Raw genomic sequence first — 23014 nt, 5'->3', positions numbered from 1 at the left:
GGGCGGTTAAGGGAACGAAATGAACGCACATTTTCGCAACTTTGCTCTTTGGGTGATAATCGCCCTGCTTTTGATCGCATTGTTCCAGCTGTTTCAAAGCCCTGCGCAACAGGGTGCAACCAATGACATCGCCTATTCCGATTTCATGAGACAGGTCGACAATGGCGAAGTCAGATCCGTGACAATTCAGGAACAGAAGATCACCGGTCTGTATAACAGCGGTGGAGCCTTCCAGACCTATGCGCCGGACGGGGCCCAGTATGTCGACGAACTTCGCGGCAAGGGCGTCCTGATCAAGGCCACTCCGCCGGCTGAAAATTCTCCATTGCTGAGCGCCCTGTTCTCCTGGCTGCCGATGCTGATCATTCTGGGTATCTGGATCTTCGTGATGCGCCAGATGCAAGGGTCGGGCGGCAAGGCGATGGGTTTCGGCAAATCGAAGGCCAAACTGCTGACCGAGGCGCACGGACGGATCACCTTTGAAGACGTTGCGGGCATCGACGAAGCCAAGGAAGATCTTCAGGAGATCGTCGAGTTTCTGCGCGATCCGCAAAAATTCCAGCGCCTGGGCGGCCGTATTCCGCGCGGCGTGCTGCTTGTTGGTCCTCCAGGGACCGGTAAAACGCTGACAGCGCGTGCCGTTGCGGGTGAAGCAAACGTACCGTTCTTCACGATTTCCGGTTCCGATTTCGTGGAAATGTTCGTTGGCGTGGGCGCATCGCGTGTTCGCGACATGTTCGAACAGGCCAAGAAAAACGCTCCCTGCATCATCTTCATCGACGAAATCGATGCCGTGGGCCGTCACCGCGGCGCTGGCCTCGGCGGGGGTAACGACGAACGCGAACAGACATTGAACCAGCTGCTGGTTGAGATGGACGGGTTCGAGCCCAACGAAGGCATCATCATCATCGCGGCGACCAACCGACCTGACGTTCTCGATCCGGCGCTGCTGCGTCCGGGCCGTTTTGATCGTCAGATTGTCGTGCCGAACCCGGATATCACAGGCCGCGAGAAGATCCTCAAGGTTCATATGCGCAAGGTTCCGCTGGCACCTGACGTGGACGTCAGAACTCTGGCGCGCGGCACCCCCGGTTTTTCCGGTGCGGATCTGATGAACCTCGTCAACGAGGCAGCTCTCCTGGCGGCACGCCGGTCCAAGCGGCTTGTCACGATGGCCGAATTCGAAGACGCCAAAGACAAGGTGATGATGGGCGCCGAACGCCGCACTCTGGTCATGACCGAGGAAGAGAAGAAACTGACGGCCTATCACGAGGCGGGCCACGCACTCGTTGCGCTTCATCAGGACGCCTCCGATCCTATCCACAAGGCGACCATCATTCCTCGCGGACGAGCGCTTGGCATGGTGATGCGTCTTCCGGAAAAGGATCAGGTGTCTTTGACGCGTGCCAAGTGCAAGGCCGACCTTGCCGTTGCCATGGGTGGCCGGGTCGCAGAAGAAATGATCTTCGGCTACGAAAAGGTTACCTCCGGCGCGACGGGTGATATCCAGATGGCAACCAAGCTTGCCCGTGCAATGGCCACGCAGTTCGGGATGTCCGACAAGCTGGGTCCGCTGCTCTACGGAGAGAACCAGGAAGAGGTTTTCCTCGGCCATTCGGTTGCGAAGAACCAGAATGTCTCCGATGAGACCCAGAAAATCGTTGATGCGGAGATCAAGTCCTTCGTCAATCAGGGATATGAAACCGCGAACAAGATCCTGGGCGACCATGAAGATCAGCTCCATACGATCGCGAAAGGTCTTCTGGAATACGAAACCCTGTCCGGAGACGAGATCAAGGACCTTCTTGATGGCAAGCCGCCCGTGCGCGACACCGATGACGACCAGCCGATCGGGCGTTCGTCTGCGGTGCCCACGGCCGGAGCCAAACGAGGTGGTGACGAGGCCAGTGGCGGAATGGAGCCGCAGCCTCAGTCCTGATCCTTTCTGCTATCAGGTACAAGATCAGGCAGCCCGGCATTGCCGGGCTGCTTTTTTGCTGATGGTACGGATCGTCAGTGAATAGTAATATTTGCTCACATATTTTGAATAACGCTTCATTTCATTTGCGCTAAAAGGGCGCAACGCAACCGATCAGACAGGTTCGATAGATGCGCAAGTTTTTCGGTACCGACGGAATCCGTGGTCAGGCCAACTCCTATCCCATGACCGCCGAGATGGCATTGAAAGTCGGCATGGCAGCTGGTCTTGCATTCAAGAATGGCGGTCATCGTCATCGCGTCGTGATTGGCAAGGATACGCGCCTTTCCGGATACATGCTGGAATATGCCATGGTTGCAGGATTCACGTCGGTCGGAATGGATGTTTTCCTGCTTGGTCCAATGCCGACGCCTGCGGTCGCGATGCTGACCCGGTCGCTGCGGACAGATCTCGGTGTGATGATCTCAGCGTCGCACAATGCCTTCCATGACAACGGCATCAAGTTTTTCGGACCTGACGGTTTCAAGCTCAGTGATGATATCGAACGGCAGATCGAGGACCTTATCGAGACCGATCTGACATCCCGTCTTGCGGGAACGCGCGATCTTGGACGTGCAAAGCGTATAGACGGCGCCCAACAACGCTATATCGAATTCGCAAAGCGCACCCTGCCGCGGGAAATGAGCCTTGAAGGTCTTCGCGTCGTGATCGATTGCGCCAACGGTGCGGCCTACAAGGTTGCACCGGAAGCACTCTGGGAACTTGGCGCCGACGTCATCTCCATGGGAGTAACGCCGGATGGCTTCAACATCAACAAGGAGTGCGGATCGACCTCGACCCATGCTCTTTCCAGAAAGGTGCACGAAGTCCGGGCCGATATCGGTATTGCCCTCGACGGGGATGCGGACCGGGTCATCATCGTTGACGAAAACGGCCGACAGGTTGACGGCGACCAATTGATGGCTGTTGTGGCCCAGTCCTGGCATGCCAATGACAGGCTTTCCGGTTCCGGGATCGTCGCGACCGTGATGTCGAACCTGGGACTTGAGCGATATCTGGGCAGCATCGGACTGGATCTTGCCCGAACCAAGGTTGGTGACCGGTACGTGGTTGAACACATGCGTGCCAACGGCTTCAACGTCGGAGGGGAACAGTCCGGCCATATCGTCTTGTCGGATTTCGCCACGACAGGCGACGGGCTGATCGCTGCGTTGCAGGTTCTGGCCTGCGTGAAGGATCAGGACAGGCCCGTATCCGAGGTTTGCCGCCGTTTTGAGCCAGTTCCGCAAATCCTGAAAAATGTGCGTTACAGCAGCGGAAAGCCGCTTGAACAGGACCAGGTCAAATCCGCGATTGAGGAAGGGGAAGCCCGCCTCGGAGCCGCAGGCCGCCTGGTAATCCGTGCTTCCGGAACAGAGCCTCTCATCCGTGTCATGGCGGAAGGTGATGATGCGGATCTTGTCAATGAGGTCGTGGACGACATAGCCGGCGTCGTGGCGTCCGTTGCTGCCTGAGACAAAAATGCAAGTAAAAATCTTCGATTAAAGCCACCTCGAAAGGGTGGCTTTTTTTAACTACTTGCAGATGTAAATTCGCGTTAAAGGTTCCTTAAGGTAAAAAAACTCGGTTAAAGAACAGAGTTAAGCGACCTTTAATGAATTCCCGTCAGTATGCCTTCAAGTTTGATGTGTCCGGCACCCGACAAGCGGACGCTCACTGGAAGAGGACGAGGACATGAACTCATTTTTCAAGCGTCTGTCTTTGACCGGCTTTGCAGTCGCGCTTTCCACCGCAGGCTATGCCGCGGATCTGCCGGCTCCGGTCATTGAGCATATTCCCGAAGTGCCCGCCGTCGGTGGTTGGTATCTTCGTGGTGACATTGGCTACAAGATCTATCAAGCGCCTGACATCAAATACGGGACGCTGGATTTCTTCGATGAAGAAATGGACGGAACGTTCATGATCGGTGCCGGTGTTGGTTACAAATTCAGTGATCATTTGCGGGCAGATTTCACGATTGACTATGAATTCCCAACCGAAGTCAGCGCCAAAGCAGATTGTACGGGAACGTGCGGTACACCATTTTACTCAGTCGAAAAAGCAGATATAGATGTCTGGACCTTCATGGTGAATGGCTACATCGATATTGCTACCTGGAACCGATTCACGCCTTATGTCGGTGCAGGTATTGGTGCATCTTACGTATCGACAAGCGATATCAACTTTCGTAATCCCGACGGATCGACCGGCACTTATGAGAGTGACGGCAAATGGAATTTTGCCTGGGCGCTTATGGCAGGTGCGGCCTATGACATCACTCCGAATTTGGCCCTTGATGGCGGATACCGTTACTTGAATATCGGGGATGCACATTCCAAGAGTTTCACGACCGCAGGTCAGACGGCCCGCATCGAGTATGAAGATCTGTCCGCTCACGAGTTCCGTCTTGGTGCCCGCTATACATTTAATTCAACACGTGCACCTGCCGGCCCGGTCTATTACGAGCCGCAAGGTCCGATCCAGAGCAACTTCTGATCAGGACTGCACAAACACACTTAGAAAAGGCCGGTCGTTCAGACCGGCCTTTTTGCGTCTGAACCGGATTTGAATTGACCAGGCACGGATAAAGTCCTATTCCCGCAAGTGGGACACCCCTCCCCAACGAGGGGCAACTATCTGCGAGGGTAGACAGATATGACTGATTTTACCGCCAAGCCGGACGTGCGTCCGGCCAATCCCAATTTTTCGTCCGGTCCCTGTTCCAAGCGCCCCGGCTGGTCGCTTGAATGGCTTTCCGATGCTCCGCTCGGCCGCTCTCACAGGGCGAAACCCGGCAAGGCCAAGCTGGCCGAAGCGATAAACCTGACCCGAAAAATTCTGGAAGTCCCGGAAGACTATCGCATCGGTATCGTGCCTGCGTCAGATACTGGCGCCGTTGAGATGGCGCTCTGGTCGCTGCTCGGCGCCCGTGGTGTCGACATGCTGGCCTGGGAAAGCTTCGGCGCAGGCTGGGTGACCGACGTGATCAAGCAACTCAAACTCGAGAATGCGAGAGTTCTTGACGCTCCGTACGGAGAGTTGCCGGACCTGTCCACCGTTGATTTCACCAATGATGTTGTCTTTACCTGGAACGGCACCACTTCCGGCGTGCGTGTGCCAAACGGCGAATGGATACCGGCCGACAGGCAGGGGCTGACGATCTGCGATGCGACGTCCGCCGCCTTTGCGCAGGACCTTGCCTTTGACAAACTGGATGTCGTCACCTTCTCCTGGCAGAAGGTTCTGGGCGGAGAGGCCGCACACGGTGTCCTGATATTGAGCCCGCGGGCCGTCGAACGCCTTGAAACCTATACGCCGTCCTGGCCACTGCCGAAGATCTTCCGACTGACAAAGGCCGGCAAGCTGATTGAGGGCGTTTTCAGGGGCGAGACCATCAACACGCCGTCGATGCTTTGCGTGGAAGATTATCTCGACGCACTGAAATGGGCCGACGGTATTGGCGGGCTGTCCGGATTGCGTGCGCGGGCTGACGCTAACCTGCGCGTGTTTGCGGACTGGGTTGCCGAAAGCCGCTGGGCGGACTTTCTTGCCGTCGACCGTGAAACCCGTTCCAACACTTCGGTTTGCCTGAAGGTTGTCGATCCCGACATTCTCGCACTTGACGATGGCCGTCAGGCTGCCTTTGCGAAAGCAATCACTTCGCGTCTTGATCTGGAAGGAGTGGCTTATGACATCGGCGCTTACAGGGATGCGCCGTCAGGCCTGCGTGTCTGGGCCGGAGCCACGATCGAGACGGATGATCTCAAAGCGTTGACGACCTGGCTCGACTGGGCCTACGCCGCTGAAAAAGCGAATCTGTCTCAGGCTGCCTGAGCATTTTCTCCTCTCATGAAAATCTGCCGGGCGGCCTGCTGCCCGGATCGCATTTGCATTCAAGGAGACGCTCACATGGCGCCCAAAGTACTCATTTCAGACAAGCTTTCACCTGCTGCCGTTCAGATCTTCAAGGATCGGGGTATCGATGCGGACTTTCTGCCCGACGTGGGCAAGGACAAGGAACGGCTGCTTGACATCATCGGCCAGTATGATGGCCTGGCGATCCGCTCCGCAACAAAGGTGACGGAGAAAATCATTGCTGCAGCGGACAATCTGAAGGTTGTCGGCCGCGCGGGAATCGGCGTCGACAATGTCGATATCCCCAAAGCGACGGCGCGCGGTATCATCGTCATGAACACGCCGTTCGGCAATGCCATCACTACCGCTGAACATGCGATCTCCATGATGATGTCCGTGGCGAGGCAGATCCCGGCAGCGGACGCTTCGACACAATCGGGAAAGTGGGAAAAATCCCGCTTCATGGGGCGTGAACTTACCGGCAAGACCCTCGGGCTCGTCGGATGCGGCAACATCGGTTCCATTGTCGCGGACAGGGCCATCGGTCTCAGGATGAAGGTGATCGCTTACGATCCCTTTCTGACACCGGAAAGAGCAGTCTCCCTTGGTGTCGAGAAGGTTGAGCTTGACGACCTTTTCGGCCGATCCGACTTCATCACGCTGCATACGCCGCTGACCGACAAGACCCGCAACATCATCAACGCCGACTCGATTGCCAAGATAAGAACCGGATCCTACCTGATCAACTGTGCCCGGGGTGGTCTGGCAGATGAAGCTGCTGTCCGAAAAGCGCTGGACGAAGGCAAACTTGCCGGCGCGGCCTTCGATGTCTTTGTCGAGGAGCCTGCAAAGGACAATGTGCTGTTTGGTGCGAAGAACTTCGTTTCCACGCCGCATCTGGGTGCGTCGACGTCCGAAGCCCAGGAGAACGTGGCGCTGCAGGTCGCTGAGCAGATGTGTGATTATCTGCTCGACGGCGCCGTTCGCAATGCGATCAACATGCCGTCGATCACCGCCGAAGAGGCACCCAAGCTTGCTCCATTCGTCCGGTTGGCTGAGCAGCTTGGCTCCTTTGCCGGTCAGTTGACGGAAACAGGTATCGAGGGCGTCAAGCTCGAATATGCCGGTGCCGTGGCAGAAATGAACGTGCAGGCCTTGACGGCCGCAGCGCTTACCGGACTGCTGACACCTCTGTTGCAGACCGTCAACATGGTCTCCGCTCCCATCCTGGCTAAGGATCGCGGTATCAAGGTTGAGGAAATCCGGCGCGAAAAGCAGGGTGCCTACGAGACCTATATCCGTTTGACGGTGGTCACTGAACGCCAGGAACGGTCCGTTGCCGGAACCGTCTTTGCGGACGGCAAGCCGCGGATCATCCAGGTGAAAGGCATCAACATGGAAGCCGAGCTTGGTGAGCACATGCTCTACATCACCAACGAGGACAAGCCCGGTTTCATCGGCCACCTGGGGATGGAACTCGGCGACAGCGGCGTCAACATTGCAACTTTCAATCTGGGCCGGCTCGCACCAGGCGCAGATGCGATCTGCCTCGTGGAGATCGACAATGATGTGTCGGCCGACGTGATGGCGAGACTGGAAGCCGTTTCCCACGTGAAACAGGTAAAGACATTGAGATTCTAGTTTCCCTGCCAAACGCGCTTTCAATGCATTCGGGTTTGTCGGGCTCAGCTCGACAAACCCGGCGTGATAGGCCGGAGTAGCCTATTTCGACAACCCAACAGCCTGGAACGTGTGGTCTTTCTTCCGGTCGACGCTTGGTACCTCCCACCGCTCAGGTTTATTCTGGAACTTGCCGGCTGTTCCGGCGCAGGATCCGCCCGTCGAGTACAATCAACCCGACCAAAAGAATCGCGAACCCGCCGAGTTGCAGCGCGCTGAGATTTTCACCGAGGATCAGCCAACCGAAGAAGAGTGCGCTTGCCGGGACAATCAGCGTGACCAGCGATGCATTGGTCGCTCCCGCATCGCTCAGCAACTGGAAAAAGATGAGATAGGCCAACGCCGTGGCGAAAACACCAAGTGCCAGAACATTTGCCCAGGCGGTCAAGCTCGTGCCGGAGGCGGTCCAGCCTGTGCCGAAGTAAAGTGCAATCGGCAGCATGATCAGGCTCGAGCCAAGAAGCTGACCAGTGGCGGCGACCTGAGGCTGTACCGCCTTGAAACGGCGTGCGTATGTTGCCGCGCAGGCATATGAAACAGCCGCTCCAAGGCAACTCAACTGCGCCCAGACCGGGTCATTGGCAACACCGGACAAGCTGCTCGACAGCATGACAGCAACCCCGATTACCCCCAGAAGCACACCACCGATCTTGTTCGCGCTCAAGGTCTCCTGCTTCACCAGCACTCCTGCGACAACAACGGTGAATATTGGTGTTGTCGCGTTCAGGATAGATGCCAGTCCTGCACCGATTTCGGTCTGCCCGAGAAAGAGGAGTGAAAACGGGATCGCGTTGTTCAGGATACCCATGATCAGAAAGGGGATTGCAAGTTCGAAAGAGAGCTTCCGTAGAAGTTTCTGATACCAGAGCACGAGCAGGAGAACCGCGCAGGCACTGGAAACCCGGAAAAATACCAGCACAAATGGCGGAATTTCGGCGACGGCAACCTTGGCGAACAAGAACGAACCGCCCCAAATCGTTCCAAGAACGACCAGCATTACCCAGTTTCGAAGAGGCATCGAGTTACCCTGACACTTTGAAGACCGACCCGGATTATCACGACAGCGGAGGGGCAGACACCCGAAAAGTGAGAATAGGTTCGGTTTGGTGGCTTGCACCGAAGTCACAGTCTGGCAAAGTGTACATCACGCCTTTCGATACTTCAGGCGGATTCAGAAAGCCTGTCTCCCATGACACAGATTGTCCAGTCAGCCAGAGAAACCTCTCTTGCCGGTCGACTCGCTCCACTGCTGATCGCTGCAGCCTGCCTGCTGGCGGCGAACGGTCTTGCGATGACCATGATAGCGGTGAGGGCGAAGGTGGAAGGACTGCCCGACGGCCTTATCGGCCTGCTTGGATCACTTTACTATGCGGGTTTGATTTCGGGTGTACTCTTTACCCCCTACCTGATTGCCCGGGCGGGTCATATCCGCGTGTTTGCAGCGCTTGCTTCAGTCAGTGCGATTGCGGTTCTTGCCATCGCCTTTGCGCCGGCCGGCTGGCCCTGGATGCTTGCCCGTTTTGTCAGCGGAGCGGCGTTTTGCGGAACGGCAATGGTTCTGGAGAGCTGGTTGAACTCGATGGCCTCCAACGCATCGCGCGGACGAATTCTCTCGATATACAGGATCGTTGATCTCGGAGCAGTCATGGGCGGGCAGTTTATGCTGCCGGCGTTCGGGGCAACCGGCACCGATATCCTTATGGTTCTTGCCGTCCTTTTTTGCTTTGCGGTTGTGCCGATTTCCCTGGCCCGTGGCGGGAACCCGCCGGCACCACCGGCAAAAATCGTCAATCCGCTGATGCTCTGGCGCGTCTCGCCGGTCGCCATGGTGGGCATTTTCACGATCGGACTGACAAACGGGGCTTTCCGAATGATCGGGCCAATCTACGCCGAAAGCATTGGGCTGGGCCTGGAAACCGTCGCTGCCTTCATTGCGATCTGGGTTTTTGCCGGGGCGATTTTTCAATATCCGGCGGGATGGGTCTCCGATCGCCTGGACCGTCGCCTGGTGCTGATCGTCTTCACGATCGGCGCCGGACTTGCCTGTCTGTTTATCTCCCGATCGGTGTCGCAGGCAGATCTGTTCGTCGGTGTCTTTTTCTTCGGTGGCTTCGCGCTGCCACTTTATTCCCTGTCTGCGGCACATGCCAATGATCATGCCCAGCCGGGCCAATTCATCGATATCGCCGCCGGAACCATGCTTGCCTTTGGAGTTGGGGCGATGATCGGGCCATTTGTCGCATCCTTGCTGATGGGTTCCTTCGGCCCGGCGGCATTCTTCGTTTATACCGCCACCCTGCATCTGATGCTGGTCCTGTTTATCGTAATCCGGATGTTCCGCCGCGAAGCCGTTCCTGCCGACCAGCGGCGTCGATTCGTCTGGCTGCTCAGGACATCACCAATGATTAACCGGCTCGCACGCAGTGAAAAAACGGATGAGAAGCCTGCGCCGCCAAAATAAAGCCAAAGACCTGCTTATAAGCGGTGTCCAAATGCGTTCGGCCGCACCATATTTTGGCGTCGAAGACTCGCATGCGCGGGGAAACCTGTCTATAGTCCGCGCCGTTTGCCCCGGTCAGCTTCGCCGGGGCTTGTCGTGTCGACACACCGGATTGTCCAGGTGATGCAGAAGCAGCTTTCAGGAGAGCAAAGACTAGATGGCGAATGTGGTTGTTGTCGGTTCGCAATGGGGTGACGAAGGCAAAGGCAAGATTGTCGACTGGTTGTCGGAACAGGCCGATGTCATCGTGAGATTCCAGGGCGGACACAACGCCGGACACACGCTTGTCATCGATGGCGTCAGCTACAAGCTTTCTCTATTGCCGTCCGGAGTTGCACGCGAAGGCAAGCTGTCGGTCATCGGCAATGGTGTCGTGCTCGACCCGCACGCACTTGCAGAAGAGGTCGAACGGCTTGGCAAGCAAGGTGTCGTGGTTACACCGGAAACCCTGCGCGTTGCCGAGAACGCAACGCTCATTCTGTCTATCCATCGGGAACTGGATGCCCTGCGCGAGAATTCAAACAGCGGCACTCGGATCGGCACGACGAAACGGGGTATCGGACCGGCGTACGAAGACAAGGTCGGCCGTCGCGCAATCCGTCTGATGGACCTGAAGAACCTGACGACGCTGCCGGCGAAAATCGATCGCCTGCTGACGCATCACAACGCGCTACGTCGTGGGTTGGGTCAGGATGAAATTTCCGCACAGGCAATCTATGACGAACTCGCCAGCGTGGCGGACAAGGTGCTGCCTTACATGGACAAGGTCTGGTATCTGCTGGACGATCTTCGCCGCAAGGGCAAGCGCATCCTGTTTGAAGGTGCCCAGGGCGCCCTTCTGGATATTGATCACGGCACCTATCCCTTCGTCACGTCGTCAAACACGGTTGCGGGCCAGGCCGCGACTGGTTGCGGTCTGGGTCCTGGTTCGGTCGATTTCGTCCTCGGCATCACGAAGGCCTATACGACCCGCGTCGGCGAGGGGCCGTTTCCAACGGAGCAGGAAAACGAGGTCGGTGAGTTCCTCGGCACGCGAGGCCATGAATTCGGCACTGTCACCGGTCGCCGCCGCCGCTGTGGCTGGTTCGACGCGGTTCTGGTGCGCCAGACCGTCTGCACTTCGGGCATCAACGGTATCGCGTTGACGAAGCTTGATGTTCTGGATGGCCTTGATGAAATCAAGATCTGTATCGGGTATGAACTTGACGGCGAACGGATCGATTATCTGCCGGCATCCCAGGGTGCTCAGGAGAGGGTTGTTCCGATTTACGAATCGCTGCCTGGCTGGAAGGAGTCGACGGAGGGCGCCCGCACGTGGGCAGAGTTGCCTGCCCAGGCGATCAAATATGTCCGCCATGTTGAGGAATTGATCGGCGCACCGGTGGCGCTGCTGTCGACCAGTCCGGAACGTGATGACACAATTCTTGTGCAGAATCCTTTCCAGGATTGAGATCTGTGACCGAAAAAGCTCAATATTACGCAGCGTGTACGCTTCACGAATCACGATGCGCTGTTATTGAGATGCTGGACGCAAGCTTGAAAGCCGTCCAATAGACAGTTGTAGGAATGAGCTTTGCAGGGTTCTGTTTTCGAGCAGGTAGGAAGAATTGGCGCCAGTCTTCAAAAACTTGCTATAAGCCTGAGGTGATTACGAACCTCAGGCCAGCAGAACAGAATCATGCAAATGGCCGGTAGGCAGGAAGATGGCTGATTATTATTCAATATTGAAGAAAACGATCGCGTCTTTGCCCGAAAGCAACGGTGCCGCGCGCAGGAGTGTCTATAGCCGGGCGCGCAATGCTATTGTCAATCAGCTCAAGGCATATGAGCCACCTCTTTCTCCGTCTGAAATCACGGCGGAGCAACTCCGCCTTGAAGAAGCGATCCGGAAAGTCGAAGCGGAAGCAGCGCGTGAAAGCCTGGGCTTGACACCTGCGAGTGTGGCGACATCCCCTCGCGTCGAAACACCGGCACCGCAACCTGCCGCTCCAGTTGATGAAGTCCCGTCGCCGGAGGCTGCCGAGCACCCCGAGCAAGCTGAACCTGCAGTCGAAGAATACGCGGAACCGGTTGCGACTGAACCGCAACCGGGGGAGCAATCGCCGCCTGAGCCACATTCGGAGCCACATGGCGCGGTCGAAGAAGACGTTCCTTCTCCCCTGAAAGAGACCCTTTCGGAAGCAGAGGCTCTTGGCACCGCAGCCACGCAGGCTGTTCAAACCGTCAAGGAGGTTGTGGAGCCTTCCACCGGCCATTCCACGCCTGCCTCAGAACCACGCCAAGAACCGATATTTGAAAACAAAAGCCCGGATGATGCCGGGTTGTTTGCAGAAGAGGCCGGCGGAAACGCGCCCGACGAGAAGCCTCTCTATTCTGGCGAGCCTGAAGCAACCCCTGCGCCGAAAGGCCGTTCGCGGCGCGAGCGCCCTTCGGCATCGGACGCACTAAGAAGCAAATCTTCATCCGGCCGCTTCCTGCCGATCGCTCTGGGGGTTCTTTTCCTCGTCGTTCTGCTGGGAGCCGGTGCCTATTTCCTTCTTCCATTGGACGATCTTGTTTCCGTCAATCGCCAGCAAACCGAAACAGGTGAATCTCAGGCAACAGGTGCCGGTCGGACCGAAGATGCACCAGTGGCGTCATCCTCCGGGGCAACGGCCGACGATCCCGAGTCTTCAAAGAACACCGATCGTCTCCTTGACGGCGGTGGAGACGATGTTATCGCGCCTGATGCGAGAACCGTGACGACAACGACCATCACCCCCCAGTCCACGGGACTGGAGCCGGTTCCTTCCGCGCCGGCGATCGTGACAAATCCCCAGATTGAACCGGTGCCGGAAGCGCCCGTTCAGCCGCAGTCGAGCGTTGTATCGCCTTCCGCGACTGGTGATGATGCGCCTCTCGCCGTTCCCCAGGACAACCTGGCGGCAATTGCGCCGGAACAGGCTGCTCCGGAAGAGCCGTCCGCCGGTCTTGCCGCCAGCGACGGCGTGCAGCGCTCAATTCTCTACGAAGAAGGCGAGGATACCGGTGGCGAGGGAACCGCGTCCCAGGGGGCTGTTGTCTGGGGCCTTGAAGAGGAAACCAATCTGGACGGTCAGCGGCAGTCCGTGCTGACTGCTTCAATTGATATTCCGGAACGGGATGTGAAGGTTGACATTCGCATCAAGCCGAATGACGACACGTCCTTGCCGGCAAGTCATCTTGTCGAAATAAAATATGACTTCCCCGAGAGTTTTGCGGCCGGAGATGTTGTGAATGTTCCGGGCCTCGTCATGAAACCGACGGAGGAAGCACGGGGCGATGCCCTGATAGGTGCGTCCGTGAAAGTCCAACCCGGATTTTTCTGGATCGCCTTGTCGAACCTTCCGAACGAACAGCAGCGCAACCTGAATCTTTTGCGTGAACGGGGCTGGATCGATATCCCGATGCTCTACGAGAACGGCAAGCGCGGCATCCTTACGCTTGAAAAGGGACCCGACGGCGCTGTCGCTGTCGAAAAGGCAGTTACCGACTGGCAGGCCGGCTAAGTCCCGGAGACTATCAGCCAAAAAAGATATCGCACGGCGGGTTGCCTTTTTTGTTCAGGCAAGGCATGTTCCGCCTTGGTCCGAGGGGTGTTCCGGTTAACGGAACTGAGATGGCTTTGAGCCGAACCCTTAGAACCTGATCCGGGTCATGCCGGCGAAGGGACGGAATCCTTAGCCTATTCCCGGATCTCCATTGTCATTTTCGGCAAGATCAACGGACAACCGATCGAAGATCGGGCATCCAAGTTGATCGCGTTCTAAATGCTGGAGCATTTATGTGCGTTTGAGACATCGCACGGTGCGCCAGTCCGAAGACGGGAGATCCTATGCGTTCTTGTCTGCAAGGGCAGCAATCGCCGCATGTGCGAAGATTGTCTGCCGCACAAAATGTCCACTATGCGCCAGGTGCCACCGGAGAGTTGGCATGAAGGTGTTGCTGCAAGTGGGCATGAGATTCCTGTTTTCAGTCTTTGCCGTCCTCGCGGTCTGGGCGTTGCTTGTGGCCGCCTTCCAGCCACCCTCGTTCATGTTGCCTGGACCGGTGGAGGTGATCCTCACATTTCCCGAACACGCCGGTTTCCTGTTTCACCACGCGGGTATAACGGCTTCCGAAACGGTTATCGGCTTTGTTCTGGGTGTCCTGTGCGGTTCGATCCTGGCGATTGCCATCTGGCTGTTTCCCTTGGCCGGACGTGTGATCATGCCGACCATTCTGGTTACGCAAGCACTTCCCGTCTTCGCTATAGCTCCCGTGTTGGTTCTCTGGCTCGGCTTTGGAATGTCTTCCAAAATCGTCATGGCCATTCTGGTTATCTTTTTTACCGTCACTTCAACGGTATATGACGGGTTGCGGCGACTTGATCCCGGACTTTCGGATCTGGCAAGGCTCTATCGCGTGTCGCGATTTCAGGAACTGATAATGTTCCGTGCACCAGCAGCGCTGCCGGCATTTGCGTCCGGTATTCGCGTGGCTGCAGTCTTTGCGCCTATCGGTGCAGTCGTCGGCGAATGGGCCGGCGCCAAGGGTGGCCTTGCATTCATCATGCTGCAGGCCAATGCGCGCGGAAATGCAGACATGTTGTTTGCTGCCGTCATCCTTCTTGCTCTGATGGTGCTGGCCATGCGCTACGCCGTTGAACATCTCACCCGAATTCTCGTTCCCTGGCAGGTCGAAATCTGACTGCCGTACACTGGAGGATTGAATGAAAAAACTACTAGTGTCCCTGTCTGTCGCTGCCGCGCTGTTTGCGAGCGCTCCGGTTCAGGCTGCTGAAAAACTGACAGTTCTTCTGGACTGGTTTACGAATCCTGATCATGCGCCGGTGATTACGGCCCAGACGTTGGGGTTTTTCGAAGCCGAAGGCCTCGAGGTCGAGTTGATCGAGCCTGCCGATCCTGCCATGCCGCCGAAACTGGTGGCTGCCGGACAGGGTGATATCGCGATTTCCTATCAGCCAACCCTGCACGCGCATGTTGAAGAAGGCCTGCCGGTCTCCTGGGTTGGGACGCTTGTCGAGACACCGCTGAACTCCCTGATTGTTCTGAAAGACGGTCCCATCAAGGAACTGAAGGACCTGAAAGGCAAGACAATCGGGTTTTCGGTTTCAGGTTTTGAGGATGCCATGCTCGGGCAAATGCTGAAATCCGTGGGCCTGTCGATGGATGACGTTGAACTGGTCAATGTCAACTTTGCCTTGTCTCCAGCACTCATGTCCGGCCAGGTGGATGCCGTTATCGGCGCCTATCGCAATTTCGAACTCACACAACTCGAAATCGAAGGCAAGGAAGGGACTGCATTCTTCCCGGAAGAAAACGGCGTGCCGATTTTTGACGAGTTGATCTACGTGGTGAACAAGGATCAGACAGATGATCCGCGGTTCGTCAAGTTCCTGGCCGCTGTTGAAGCAGCGACGATCTATCTGACCAATCATCCCGAGGAAGCGTGGAACGCGTTCATCGAGGCTTATCCGCACCTGAATGACGAATTGAACAAGCGCGCCTGGGCCGACACACTGCCGCGGTTTGCCAAACGTCCCGGTTCCCTGGACGAAGGTCGCTATCAGCGATTTGCAGAATTCATGGCCGAAGCCGGGCTGATCAGCAAAGTCGTGCCGGTGGATACATACGCGGTCGAGATCCGATAGACACGAGGTTTGACGCAGCGCGTTCCACCCTCGGTTCACAATGAAAAAAAACGCCGGAGATGTCTCCGGCGTTTCCAATTCAATGCAGTGCGTAACGTGTCAGGTGACCGGTTGCTGGTGTTCCTGTGCCCGGGCATTGTTGCGCACGGCCTTTTGCACCTTTTCAAAGGCGCGCACCTCGATTTGGCGAACACGCTCGCGGCTCACGCCAAATTCACCAGAGAGATCTTCCAGCGTCATCGGGTCTTCTGACAGCCGACGTGCCTGGAAGATGCGCCGTTCGCGTTCGTTAAGCACGTCCATTGCGTCGCTGAGCAGCTTGCGGCGCATATCAAGTTCTTCCTGATTTGCCAGCAAGGTCTCCTGGCTGTCGCTTTCATCGACAAGCCAGTCCTGCCATTCTCCAGCGTCGGCTTCCGCGCGTACCGGTGCGTTCAGGCTGGCATCACCGCCCAGACGGCGGTTCATTGACACCACTTCCTCTTCCGAAACACCGAGGCGGGTTGCGATTTCCTTGACCTGATGTGGCTTCAGATCGCCTTCATCAAGGGCCTGAATCTTGCCTTTCAGACGACGCAGGTTGAAGAACAGGCGTTTCTGGTTCGCAGTGGTCCCCATTTTGACGAGGGACCAGGATCGCAGAATATATTCCTGAATGGCGGCCTTAATCCACCACATGGCGTAAGTTGCCAGCCTGAAACCCTTGTCCGGCTCGAAGCGTTTCACAGCCTGCATCAGACCGACATTGCCTTCAGAGACAACCTCGCCGATCGGCAGTCCATAGCCGCGGTATCCCATTGCTATTTTTGCAACGAGGCGTAGGTGGGAATTGACCAGGCGTTCGGCGGCTGCAGGGTCCTCATGCTCTTTATACCGCTTGGCGAGCATGTACTCTTCCTGCGGCTGCAGCATTGGAAATTTACGAATCTCATCCAGATAGCGGCTCAGACCGCCTTCCCCGGCTGTGAGAGTAGGTACGTTTTGGGCCATTGCATGCACCCCCTTTCGTAAGGTTGCGACCTCTTCCTCCCGCTGCTCCGCAGTGTTACGCAAGCAAGCCCTGTCAAAGGAAAGGCGGACGCATAGTCGTGTCCATAAAGGCACACAAGAGTTTTTAATATAGGTTGGAAATTGCCGATTGCATGGCAAGATTGCAGAAATTCATCCTAAAAATTTTGTAATGATAACAAAAGATTTGCAAAATCAGCCGGGTATGGGCTCTCAAAACGCAATGTTTTCCCACTAACCGGATGTTCGAAGGCGAGCAGGCCTGCATGCAGTGCCTGGCGATCGAAAGCTCCAACGACGGTCTTGAGAGGTTCGTCGAGACGATTGATTTTGGTTTTGAACCCTGAACCGTAGTCATCATCGCCAATCAGTGGATGGCCGATATGGGTCATATGAACGCGGATCTGGTGGGTGCGGCCGGTTTCCAGGCGGCATTCCATCAGTGAGGCGAGGGCAGGTTGGTCCGCAGCGCCGAACCGCTCCCTGACCTGCCAATGCGTTACCGCATGGCGGCCACTTGTCTTGACGACGGCCATTTTCTGCCGGTTAGACTGCGAACGGGCAAGATTTGTATCGATCGTGCCCTTGAGATTGGAGGGCGCGCCCCACACGAGAGCTGCATAGGAGCGTTCAAGCGGACCTGTTCGGCCATGATCAGCAAATTGCGCTGCCAGACCCTGATGTGCCTGATCGGTTTTCGCAACAACCAGCAGGCCAGACGTATCCTTGTCGATCCTGTGAACAATGCCCGGGCGTCTGACACCGCCTATGCCGGACAGGCTGTCACCGCAGTGATGGATCAGGGCGTTAACGAGCGTGCCTGTCCAGTTACCGGCGCCGGGGTGCACGACAAGACCTGCCGGTTTGTCGACTACGATGAGATGCTCGTCCTCGAATACAACGGCGATCGGTATGTCTTCACCGCTCGGTTCCGGATCCTCCGGCTCGGGGAGGGAAAGCGCAAGTGGATCCCCTTCATTGACCCGGAATTTAGGTTCCACTACCTTCGCGCCGCCGACGGTGACGTCTCCTGACCTGATTAGAGACTGGATCCTATTGCGGCTAAGCGCGTCGATATGCGCTGCCAGAACCGCATCCAGCCTTTTCCCGGCATCGGCTGCATCAACTGTTAATCTGAAATCCGTGTCGAATTCGGCAGGATCTTCATGGGAATTGTCTGTCATGTCACAACCTGATTTTCGGGAAGAAGACCAGAAGGAAGCGCCGCTAGATCCGGCAGCCGAACGCGTTCAGGCGAGATTGAAACGTCTCTTGTTCGGATCCACTCTTATCATGTTCGCCGGTTTGATCGCTGTCTTTGCAGCAATTCTCTACAAGATCAATACCAATGAGTCCGGCGTGCCCTCGGATGCGTTTGCTTCGACTGTCGTCATCGGGCCCGATGCCGAAGTCTTGCAGGTGACTTTTGCCGAAAGCATCATGTTGGTGCTTGTGCGGGAAGGCAGCAAAACCGCGCTGCTGCGCATTGACCCGCTTTCGGGAAAACAGATAGGCCGCACGGAATTTGTTGCGCGGTAACCCGGTGCTTCTGCCATCCTGTGCCGAGCCGTCCGCCCTCGCTCTGAGCTGTTGTGAACAGGTGCGTGCCAAAAACCGAAAAAAGGGGTTGCGTCTTCACTCATGCAGCCTTATACGCACGGTCCTCGGCCTGAAACAGAGTTTTTCAGGTATTGCGCGCCCATCGTCTAGCGGTCTAGGACGCCGCCCTTTCACGGCGGAAACACGGGTTCGAGTCCCGTTGGGCGTGCCACTCTTTTCCCAATTGCAGTTTTATGGAAAAGCACCGGTTCTGCTGGCTGTCGGCGTCGATATTGTTCAGAGCCGGGCAGTTTCCAGCCGCTGCCCGGTCTCAATGAGATTTACTTCTGCTTCGGCGGCGATCTTTGCAAAATTCGGATCGGTGCAATAGTCGGTTACGAAGGTGGTGACCTGTGACAGATGCCCGACCCTTACCGGCGCAGTGCGTTCGAATTTTGTGCTGTCGGCTGCAAGAATGACATGGCGCGCATTATCCATGATGGTCTTGGTGACCTTGACCTCGCGATAGTCGTAGTCGAGCAGGGATCCGTCCGGATCGACCGCAGACGCACCGATGACCGCAAAATCGACCTTGAACTGCCGCATGAAGTCGACGGCAGCCTCGCCGACAATACCGCCGTCCGAATGCCGCAGGACACCTCCCGCGATAACAACTTCAATCTGAGAATATCCGCGCATAAGGCTGGCGACATTGATGTTGTTGGTGATCACCATCAGGCCACGATGCTGAAGCAGCGCCTGGGCAACGGCTTCCGTGGTTGTCCCGATGTTTATGAAGATCGAGGTGTTGTCCGGAATGAGTGCCGCAACGCTCTCGCCGATATCCGCCTTTTCCTTGCTGGAAATAATTCTTCGCGCTTCATAGCCAACATTCTCGATGCCGGAAGACAGCAGAGCGCCACCATGCGTTCTGGCCAGCAGTCGGCGGTCGCACAGTTCGTTGAGATCTTTGCGGATTGTCTGCGGGCTGACATCGAAACGCCTTGCAAGATCATCGACGCTGACGCGTCCCATCTGCCGGGCGAGTTCCAGGATTGCGTTGTGGCGTTCAATCAGCATTTATCGAAAGCTCTTCAGGTGTCGACACATTCACCTAAAAGACCGTCCTTGTCCCCTAAGATCAAGCCACATCTTTCTTTTTTTGTTTGACGGATTTTGTTTGGGACTCTGCATCAGGTTCTGTACCGGTACTTGTATCCGTCGTTTCCGCCGCTTTGCTGTCGCCGGCACTTTCTTCCCGCGTCGTCTTGCGATTGGAGGCGACGACCCTGCTGACAAGCGCTTCTGCCGCTGATGCGATATCGGCAGATTTTGGTGCCTGGGAATTTTCGTCGGGCGGACTGACTTTCGAAACACTGACCTTTATCGTCGCAGGTTTCTTTATCTTGTCTCCGGGAACAATGACACGCTGTGTCCGCTTTTTTTGACCTGGCTGCGGTTCCCCGCTTTTCGCAGGTTCGACAAGGGCGGTTTCGACTTCAGCGACGGGCAGCGTTGTGTCTTCACCCGATTTTGCGTCTTTCGCATCGGCTGAAATTGCATTCGCTCCGGCAATCTTGGCAGCCAGTGCGCGGAATTCTTCTCGGAGCTTGGAAAGGGCCGGGGTATTTGCCAGATCGATCTTGAGTTTTTCGACCTGTCCGGTCGCACGTTCGAGTGCGCGTTCCTTGTTGTTCAGTTCGGACCTTTGCTGCGCGTTTTCCCTGGTGAGTTCCTCAAGCTGATCGGTCAGTTCTTCCTTTGGCTCGGAACCGCCGGCACCTGCGCTGCTCAGCAGGTGAGAAAGCCGGGTTACTTCCGCCTGCGCCGACACGTATTTCGAATTCGTATCCACCAATTGAGCTTCGAGTTCCGACAGCCGCGATTTTTCCATCTTGCCGGCAGAAGTTGCGATTTCTTCCGCGACGATCGGTTCGTGCTTGGCCAGCCTGGATTTGAGCGTGGCGACTTCAGCTTCCAGACCCGTGATCGTCGCCAGGGTCATCGTGTCTGCTGCAGGCAACCAGTCGCTACCGTCTTCGTCTTTTTCAGGCATCCTGGTTTCAATCTTGCCGTCATCGGGCAATTTCCAGCTTTCAGCAAGTGCCTTTTCGGAGTCTGCCAGCTTCTGCTTGAGTGCGGTTACCTCAGACGTCAGGAGGTCGACGGCTCTCTGATCACCATGAAGGGAGCCCAATTTCGTTTCAAGATCGGATATCTGTGATTTGTGAGACCGGTTCAGCTCGTCGATTTCTGTTCGTAGCCGCGCGGCTTCCAGGTGATGCCTGGCAGCTTTCGACCGTTCGCCATCAAGTTGACGCTCCACCCGCCTGAGCTCGATTGCATGACGGGCCCTTGCCTGATCCTGAGCGGCTCTGACTTCGGCGTAGCTCGAAGGATTGACCGCACGCAGTGCTTCCTCGGTCAGGCGTGCCGCCCTGCGGTAAAAAGCAGGCAGGATTGCCAAGCCGATCAGACCGGCCGTGCAAAACCCCAGTGCAACATACATTACCGCTTCAATCACATCGGGCTCCCGGTCGTTCTCCCAAGCCGATACTTAATCATTAGACGACACCGGCCTCGCAGCCAAGAGCTGTCGAGCCGTTGGCTGATCGGCATGTTACATGTTCTGCCGAGACTTAGCTTGCCAATTAAAAAGGATTCCAGGTCGGTTTGGGAGTGAACTTCAGGTAACCCATGTTCAGCCCGAGGCGCGCACCAACACCCGCTTTGACGGGAACAAGGACGGTTTCGTTTCTGAGCAGAACGGTCATGCCCGCGCCGCCAACGAGATAGGCCGACCCATTGACGCCCGCAAATCGATCATAAATCGAATCAACGGCTGGAAGCCTGTAGACCAGCATCATGACGCGCGCGCCGTCGGCGCCGAAATCCCACCCAAGCGAAGGGCCTTGCCAGAATACCTTGTGATTGCCCGCGTTGCGCGTGTAGAGGTGCCCCTCGCCATATCTGGCGCCGGCAACGAAAGCGCCTGATCCTTCTTCGCCCAGGATGTAGCCGTTCGGCTCGCCGTATCTCGAAAAGGCGCGTTCGATAACAGAGGCCAGACCACCGGAGACCGAACCGAAAAATTCATGGCCGGTTTTCAGGATCTCGTCTTCATCGTAGGTCTGTGCACTGTCGATCGGTGCTGCGCCGGACGTTTGAGCCATGGCTGAGTTTGGAACGGCAATCAGACAAAAGCACAAAATCGCAGCTTTCAACAGGGATGCTACTTGCCAGTCTCTTTTCGCCATTAATTGGGACTCCTCATCATCTGCCGGATGAGGCGCATTGTTTTAAAGTGCCTCAGCCCGTACGCTGGAACGCAATAGAATCAAACTGATTCGCGCAAGCCTCGGTACTCTTCATAGCCGAATCAATGAAAAGCTGGCCTGAAAAAAAGACGTTGATGTGTCTTTCCCTTGCCGTGATGGCTGTTCTGGGCATATTTGCCGGAAAAGGCGTCGCGCGTCCCCAGCTTTTCGTCCCCGATCCGATTACCGGCTATGCAATTGGCGGAAATGATCCTGTCAGCTACTTCGTGGACGGGCAGCCGCGCAAGGGAGATCGCCGGCACGAACTCAGCTGGGGCGGTGCCGAATGGGTCTTTGTCAACGAGGGCAACATGGCCGCGTTCGAGCGAAACCCGGAAACTTATGCCCCCATGTTTGCCGGATGCGGCGGATATGCGTTGTCGGAAGGGTTCGCCACCGCAGGCAGCCCGTACATTTATGCCGTCGTCGAAGGGCGACTCGTCTTCTTTCACTCGGTCGTCAACCGTTTTCTGTTCGTCGTCAATGGTGGGCAACTTGTGAAGGACGCCCAAGAGAATGCAGCCAGCGTCGGCTGCATGCCGGAAAAGTAGTCATTTTCCGCCTAGGTATTTCGCATGACCGGTAAAAACGGCAACTTTCATCTGGATGACCCGGCTTGCAGCCGGCCGCCGCCTTGGCAGCAGCTTTTAGGATGTGTAACGCTTGCGCGAATTATTGCGAATCATAGTTTCGCTTGGACCCTGTAGAAGAGCCTTACACCGCCATGTCCGCACTTAAAGAGCTTACCTCTCTGGATCTTGCCGCTTTAGTTGCCAGCCGCGTTTGTCACGACATCATCAGTCCGGTCGGTGCAATCACGAACGGTCTGGAAGTCCTCGACGAAGAAGGTTCGGAGGACATGCGCGAGTTTGCGATGGACCTCATACGCAAAAGCGCACGTCAGGCCTCCGCCAAATTGCAGTTCGCACGTCTGGCATTCGGGGCCGCCGGTTCGGCGGGTGCAGAGATAGATCTGGGTGACGCGCAAGTCGTTGCCACAGGATTTATGGAAAACGAAAAATCTGATTTAGTTTGGCAAGTTTCCAGGCACCTGATGCCGAAAAATTACGTCAAGCTTCTGCTTAACCTTATCCTGATCGCCAATCAGTGCGTTCCGCGCGGTGGCGAAATCAAGGTTGAGATGGAGGGGGATCCGAAATCGCCATCCTTCACGTTGCTGGCAAGCGGTCTCAATCCGCGCATCCCACTGGGAATGAAGGAAACTCTTGACGGACAAGAGCCGGAAAGGGTCGATGCCCACTCCGTTCAACCGATCTACACTTTGCTGCTCGCCCGTGAATCCGGCATGGTATTAACAATAGATAAACAAGAAGAGTCAGTAAAAATAACGGCCCTCCCGAAGGTCTAAAAGTCGAAGTTAAAAGTCTCCATACGTTTCAGCGTATCTTAACTCTTTGAGGTCAACCTACTCTCATGGACTTTTCGGTCCAGACATCCGTTTCCGG

19 protein-coding genes, 1 tRNA gene and 1 riboswitch are annotated in these 23014 nt (G+C 56.4%); of the genes, 14 read left to right on the top strand and 6 right to left on the bottom strand.

Features of this window, described 5'->3' with window-relative positions; genetic code table 11:
* The first annotated feature begins 19 nt into the window (after positions 1-19).
* The 5 genes from ftsH (at position 20) to serA (ending at position 7474) form a co-directional block, all read left to right on the top strand.
* Positions 20-1939 (top strand): ATP-dependent zinc metalloprotease FtsH, encoded by a 1920-nt coding sequence (gene ftsH / locus LA5095_RS08340; protein WP_055113810.1) that lies wholly within the window; start codon positions 20-22, stop codon positions 1937-1939.
* 170 nt (positions 1940-2109) lie between these two features.
* Positions 2110-3453 carry a phosphoglucosamine mutase gene (gene glmM, locus LA5095_RS08335; RefSeq protein ID WP_055113808.1) on the top strand — a complete coding sequence of 448 codons (1344 nt, stop codon included), beginning with the start codon at positions 2110-2112 and terminating at the stop codon, positions 3451-3453.
* A 220-nt stretch (positions 3454-3673) separates the two neighbouring features.
* Positions 3674-4474, top strand: a complete 801-nt coding sequence (locus LA5095_RS08330; RefSeq protein WP_055113806.1) for an outer membrane protein — start codon at positions 3674-3676, stop codon at positions 4472-4474.
* A gap of 159 nt (positions 4475-4633) precedes the next feature.
* A complete protein-coding gene (locus LA5095_RS08325; protein ID WP_055113804.1) occupies positions 4634-5812 on the top strand; it encodes a phosphoserine transaminase in 1179 nt (392 codons plus the stop codon).
* Positions 5813-5887: 75 nt separating this feature from the next.
* Positions 5888-7474: a phosphoglycerate dehydrogenase gene (gene serA, locus LA5095_RS08320; protein WP_055113802.1), complete on the top strand. Its 1587-nt coding sequence runs from the start codon at positions 5888-5890 to the stop codon at positions 7472-7474.
* Positions 7475-7631: 157 nt separating this feature from the next.
* Here serA and LA5095_RS08315 read toward each other — a convergent pair whose 3' ends face one another.
* Positions 7632-8531 carry a DMT family transporter gene (locus LA5095_RS08315; RefSeq protein ID WP_055113800.1) on the bottom strand — a complete coding sequence of 300 codons (900 nt, stop codon included), beginning with the start codon at positions 8529-8531 and terminating at the stop codon, positions 7632-7634.
* Positions 8532-8702: 171 nt separating this feature from the next.
* Here LA5095_RS08315 and LA5095_RS08310 point away from each other — a divergent pair, with 171 nt between their 5' ends.
* From LA5095_RS08310 to LA5095_RS08290, 5 genes are all read left to right on the top strand, one after another.
* On the top strand, positions 8703-9974 hold the full coding sequence (locus LA5095_RS08310; protein WP_055113798.1) for an MFS transporter: 1272 nt from the start codon (positions 8703-8705) through the stop codon (positions 9972-9974).
* 196 nt (positions 9975-10170) lie between these two features.
* A complete protein-coding gene (locus LA5095_RS08305) occupies positions 10171-11463 on the top strand; it encodes an adenylosuccinate synthase (RefSeq protein ID WP_055113796.1) in 1293 nt (430 codons plus the stop codon).
* A gap of 253 nt (positions 11464-11716) precedes the next feature.
* The gene (locus LA5095_RS08300; protein ID WP_055113794.1) at positions 11717-13540 is read left to right on the top strand and encodes a hypothetical protein; all 1824 of its coding nucleotides are present in this window, start codon (positions 11717-11719) and stop codon (positions 13538-13540) included.
* Positions 13541-13613: 73 nt separating this feature from the next.
* Positions 13614-13720, top strand: a riboswitch (TPP riboswitch).
* A gap of 244 nt (positions 13721-13964) precedes the next feature.
* Entirely contained in the window at positions 13965-14720 is a 756-nt protein-coding gene (locus LA5095_RS08295) for an ABC transporter permease (RefSeq protein WP_082442655.1), read from the top strand.
* A gap of 22 nt (positions 14721-14742) precedes the next feature.
* Complete coding sequence (locus tag LA5095_RS08290) at positions 14743-15684, top strand: ABC transporter substrate-binding protein (protein ID WP_055113792.1); 942 nt, start codon at positions 14743-14745, stop codon at positions 15682-15684.
* Positions 15685-15783: 99 nt separating this feature from the next.
* Here LA5095_RS08290 and rpoH read toward each other — a convergent pair whose 3' ends face one another.
* Positions 15784-16674, bottom strand: coding sequence for an RNA polymerase sigma factor RpoH (gene rpoH / locus LA5095_RS08285; protein WP_029064627.1), 891 nt, complete (start codon positions 16672-16674; stop codon positions 15784-15786).
* Positions 16675-16850: 176 nt separating this feature from the next.
* Positions 16851-17876, bottom strand: a complete 1026-nt coding sequence (locus tag LA5095_RS08280; protein ID WP_055113790.1) for an RluA family pseudouridine synthase — start codon at positions 17874-17876, stop codon at positions 16851-16853.
* On the opposite strand from LA5095_RS08280, the gene LA5095_RS08275 reads away from it, so the two are divergent.
* Entirely contained in the window at positions 17875-18231 is a 357-nt protein-coding gene (locus tag LA5095_RS08275; protein WP_029064629.1) for a hypothetical protein, read from the top strand. The genes LA5095_RS08280 and LA5095_RS08275 overlap by 2 nt on opposite strands.
* A 156-nt stretch (positions 18232-18387) precedes the next feature.
* Positions 18388-18463 (top strand) — tRNA-Glu (locus LA5095_RS08270).
* Positions 18464-18528: 65 nt separating this feature from the next.
* Here LA5095_RS08270 and LA5095_RS08265 read toward each other — a convergent pair.
* The 3 genes from LA5095_RS08265 to LA5095_RS08255 all read right to left on the bottom strand — a co-directional run bounded on the left by LA5095_RS08265 (position 18529) and on the right by LA5095_RS08255 (position 21488).
* Complete coding sequence (locus LA5095_RS08265; RefSeq protein WP_029064630.1) at positions 18529-19311, bottom strand: DeoR/GlpR family DNA-binding transcription regulator; 783 nt, start codon at positions 19309-19311, stop codon at positions 18529-18531.
* Positions 19312-19372: 61 nt separating this feature from the next.
* Positions 19373-20755, bottom strand: coding sequence for a coiled-coil domain-containing protein (locus LA5095_RS08260; protein WP_208992593.1), 1383 nt, complete (start codon positions 20753-20755; stop codon positions 19373-19375).
* Positions 20756-20882: 127 nt separating this feature from the next.
* Positions 20883-21488 (bottom strand): DUF1134 domain-containing protein, encoded by a 606-nt coding sequence (locus LA5095_RS08255; RefSeq protein WP_055113786.1) that lies wholly within the window; start codon positions 21486-21488, stop codon positions 20883-20885.
* 155 nt (positions 21489-21643) lie between these two features.
* On the opposite strand from LA5095_RS08255, the gene LA5095_RS08250 reads away from it, so the two are divergent.
* Both LA5095_RS08250 and chpT read left to right on the top strand, forming a co-directional pair.
* The gene (locus tag LA5095_RS08250; RefSeq protein WP_055114304.1) at positions 21644-22099 is read left to right on the top strand and encodes a YHS domain-containing (seleno)protein; all 456 of its coding nucleotides are present in this window, start codon (positions 21644-21646) and stop codon (positions 22097-22099) included.
* A 173-nt stretch (positions 22100-22272) separates the two neighbouring features.
* A complete protein-coding gene (gene chpT, locus LA5095_RS08245) occupies positions 22273-22917 on the top strand; it encodes a histidine phosphotransferase ChpT (protein ID WP_055113784.1) in 645 nt (214 codons plus the stop codon).
* Positions 22918-23014 lie beyond the last annotated feature (97 nt).

It is taken from the genome of Roseibium album, from assembly GCF_001404515.1.
Taxonomy (GTDB): domain Bacteria; phylum Pseudomonadota; class Alphaproteobacteria; order Rhizobiales; family Stappiaceae; genus Roseibium; species Roseibium album.
Note: the sequence above shows the minus strand (reverse complement) of the source record. Positions and strands in the feature narration are given on the sequence as shown.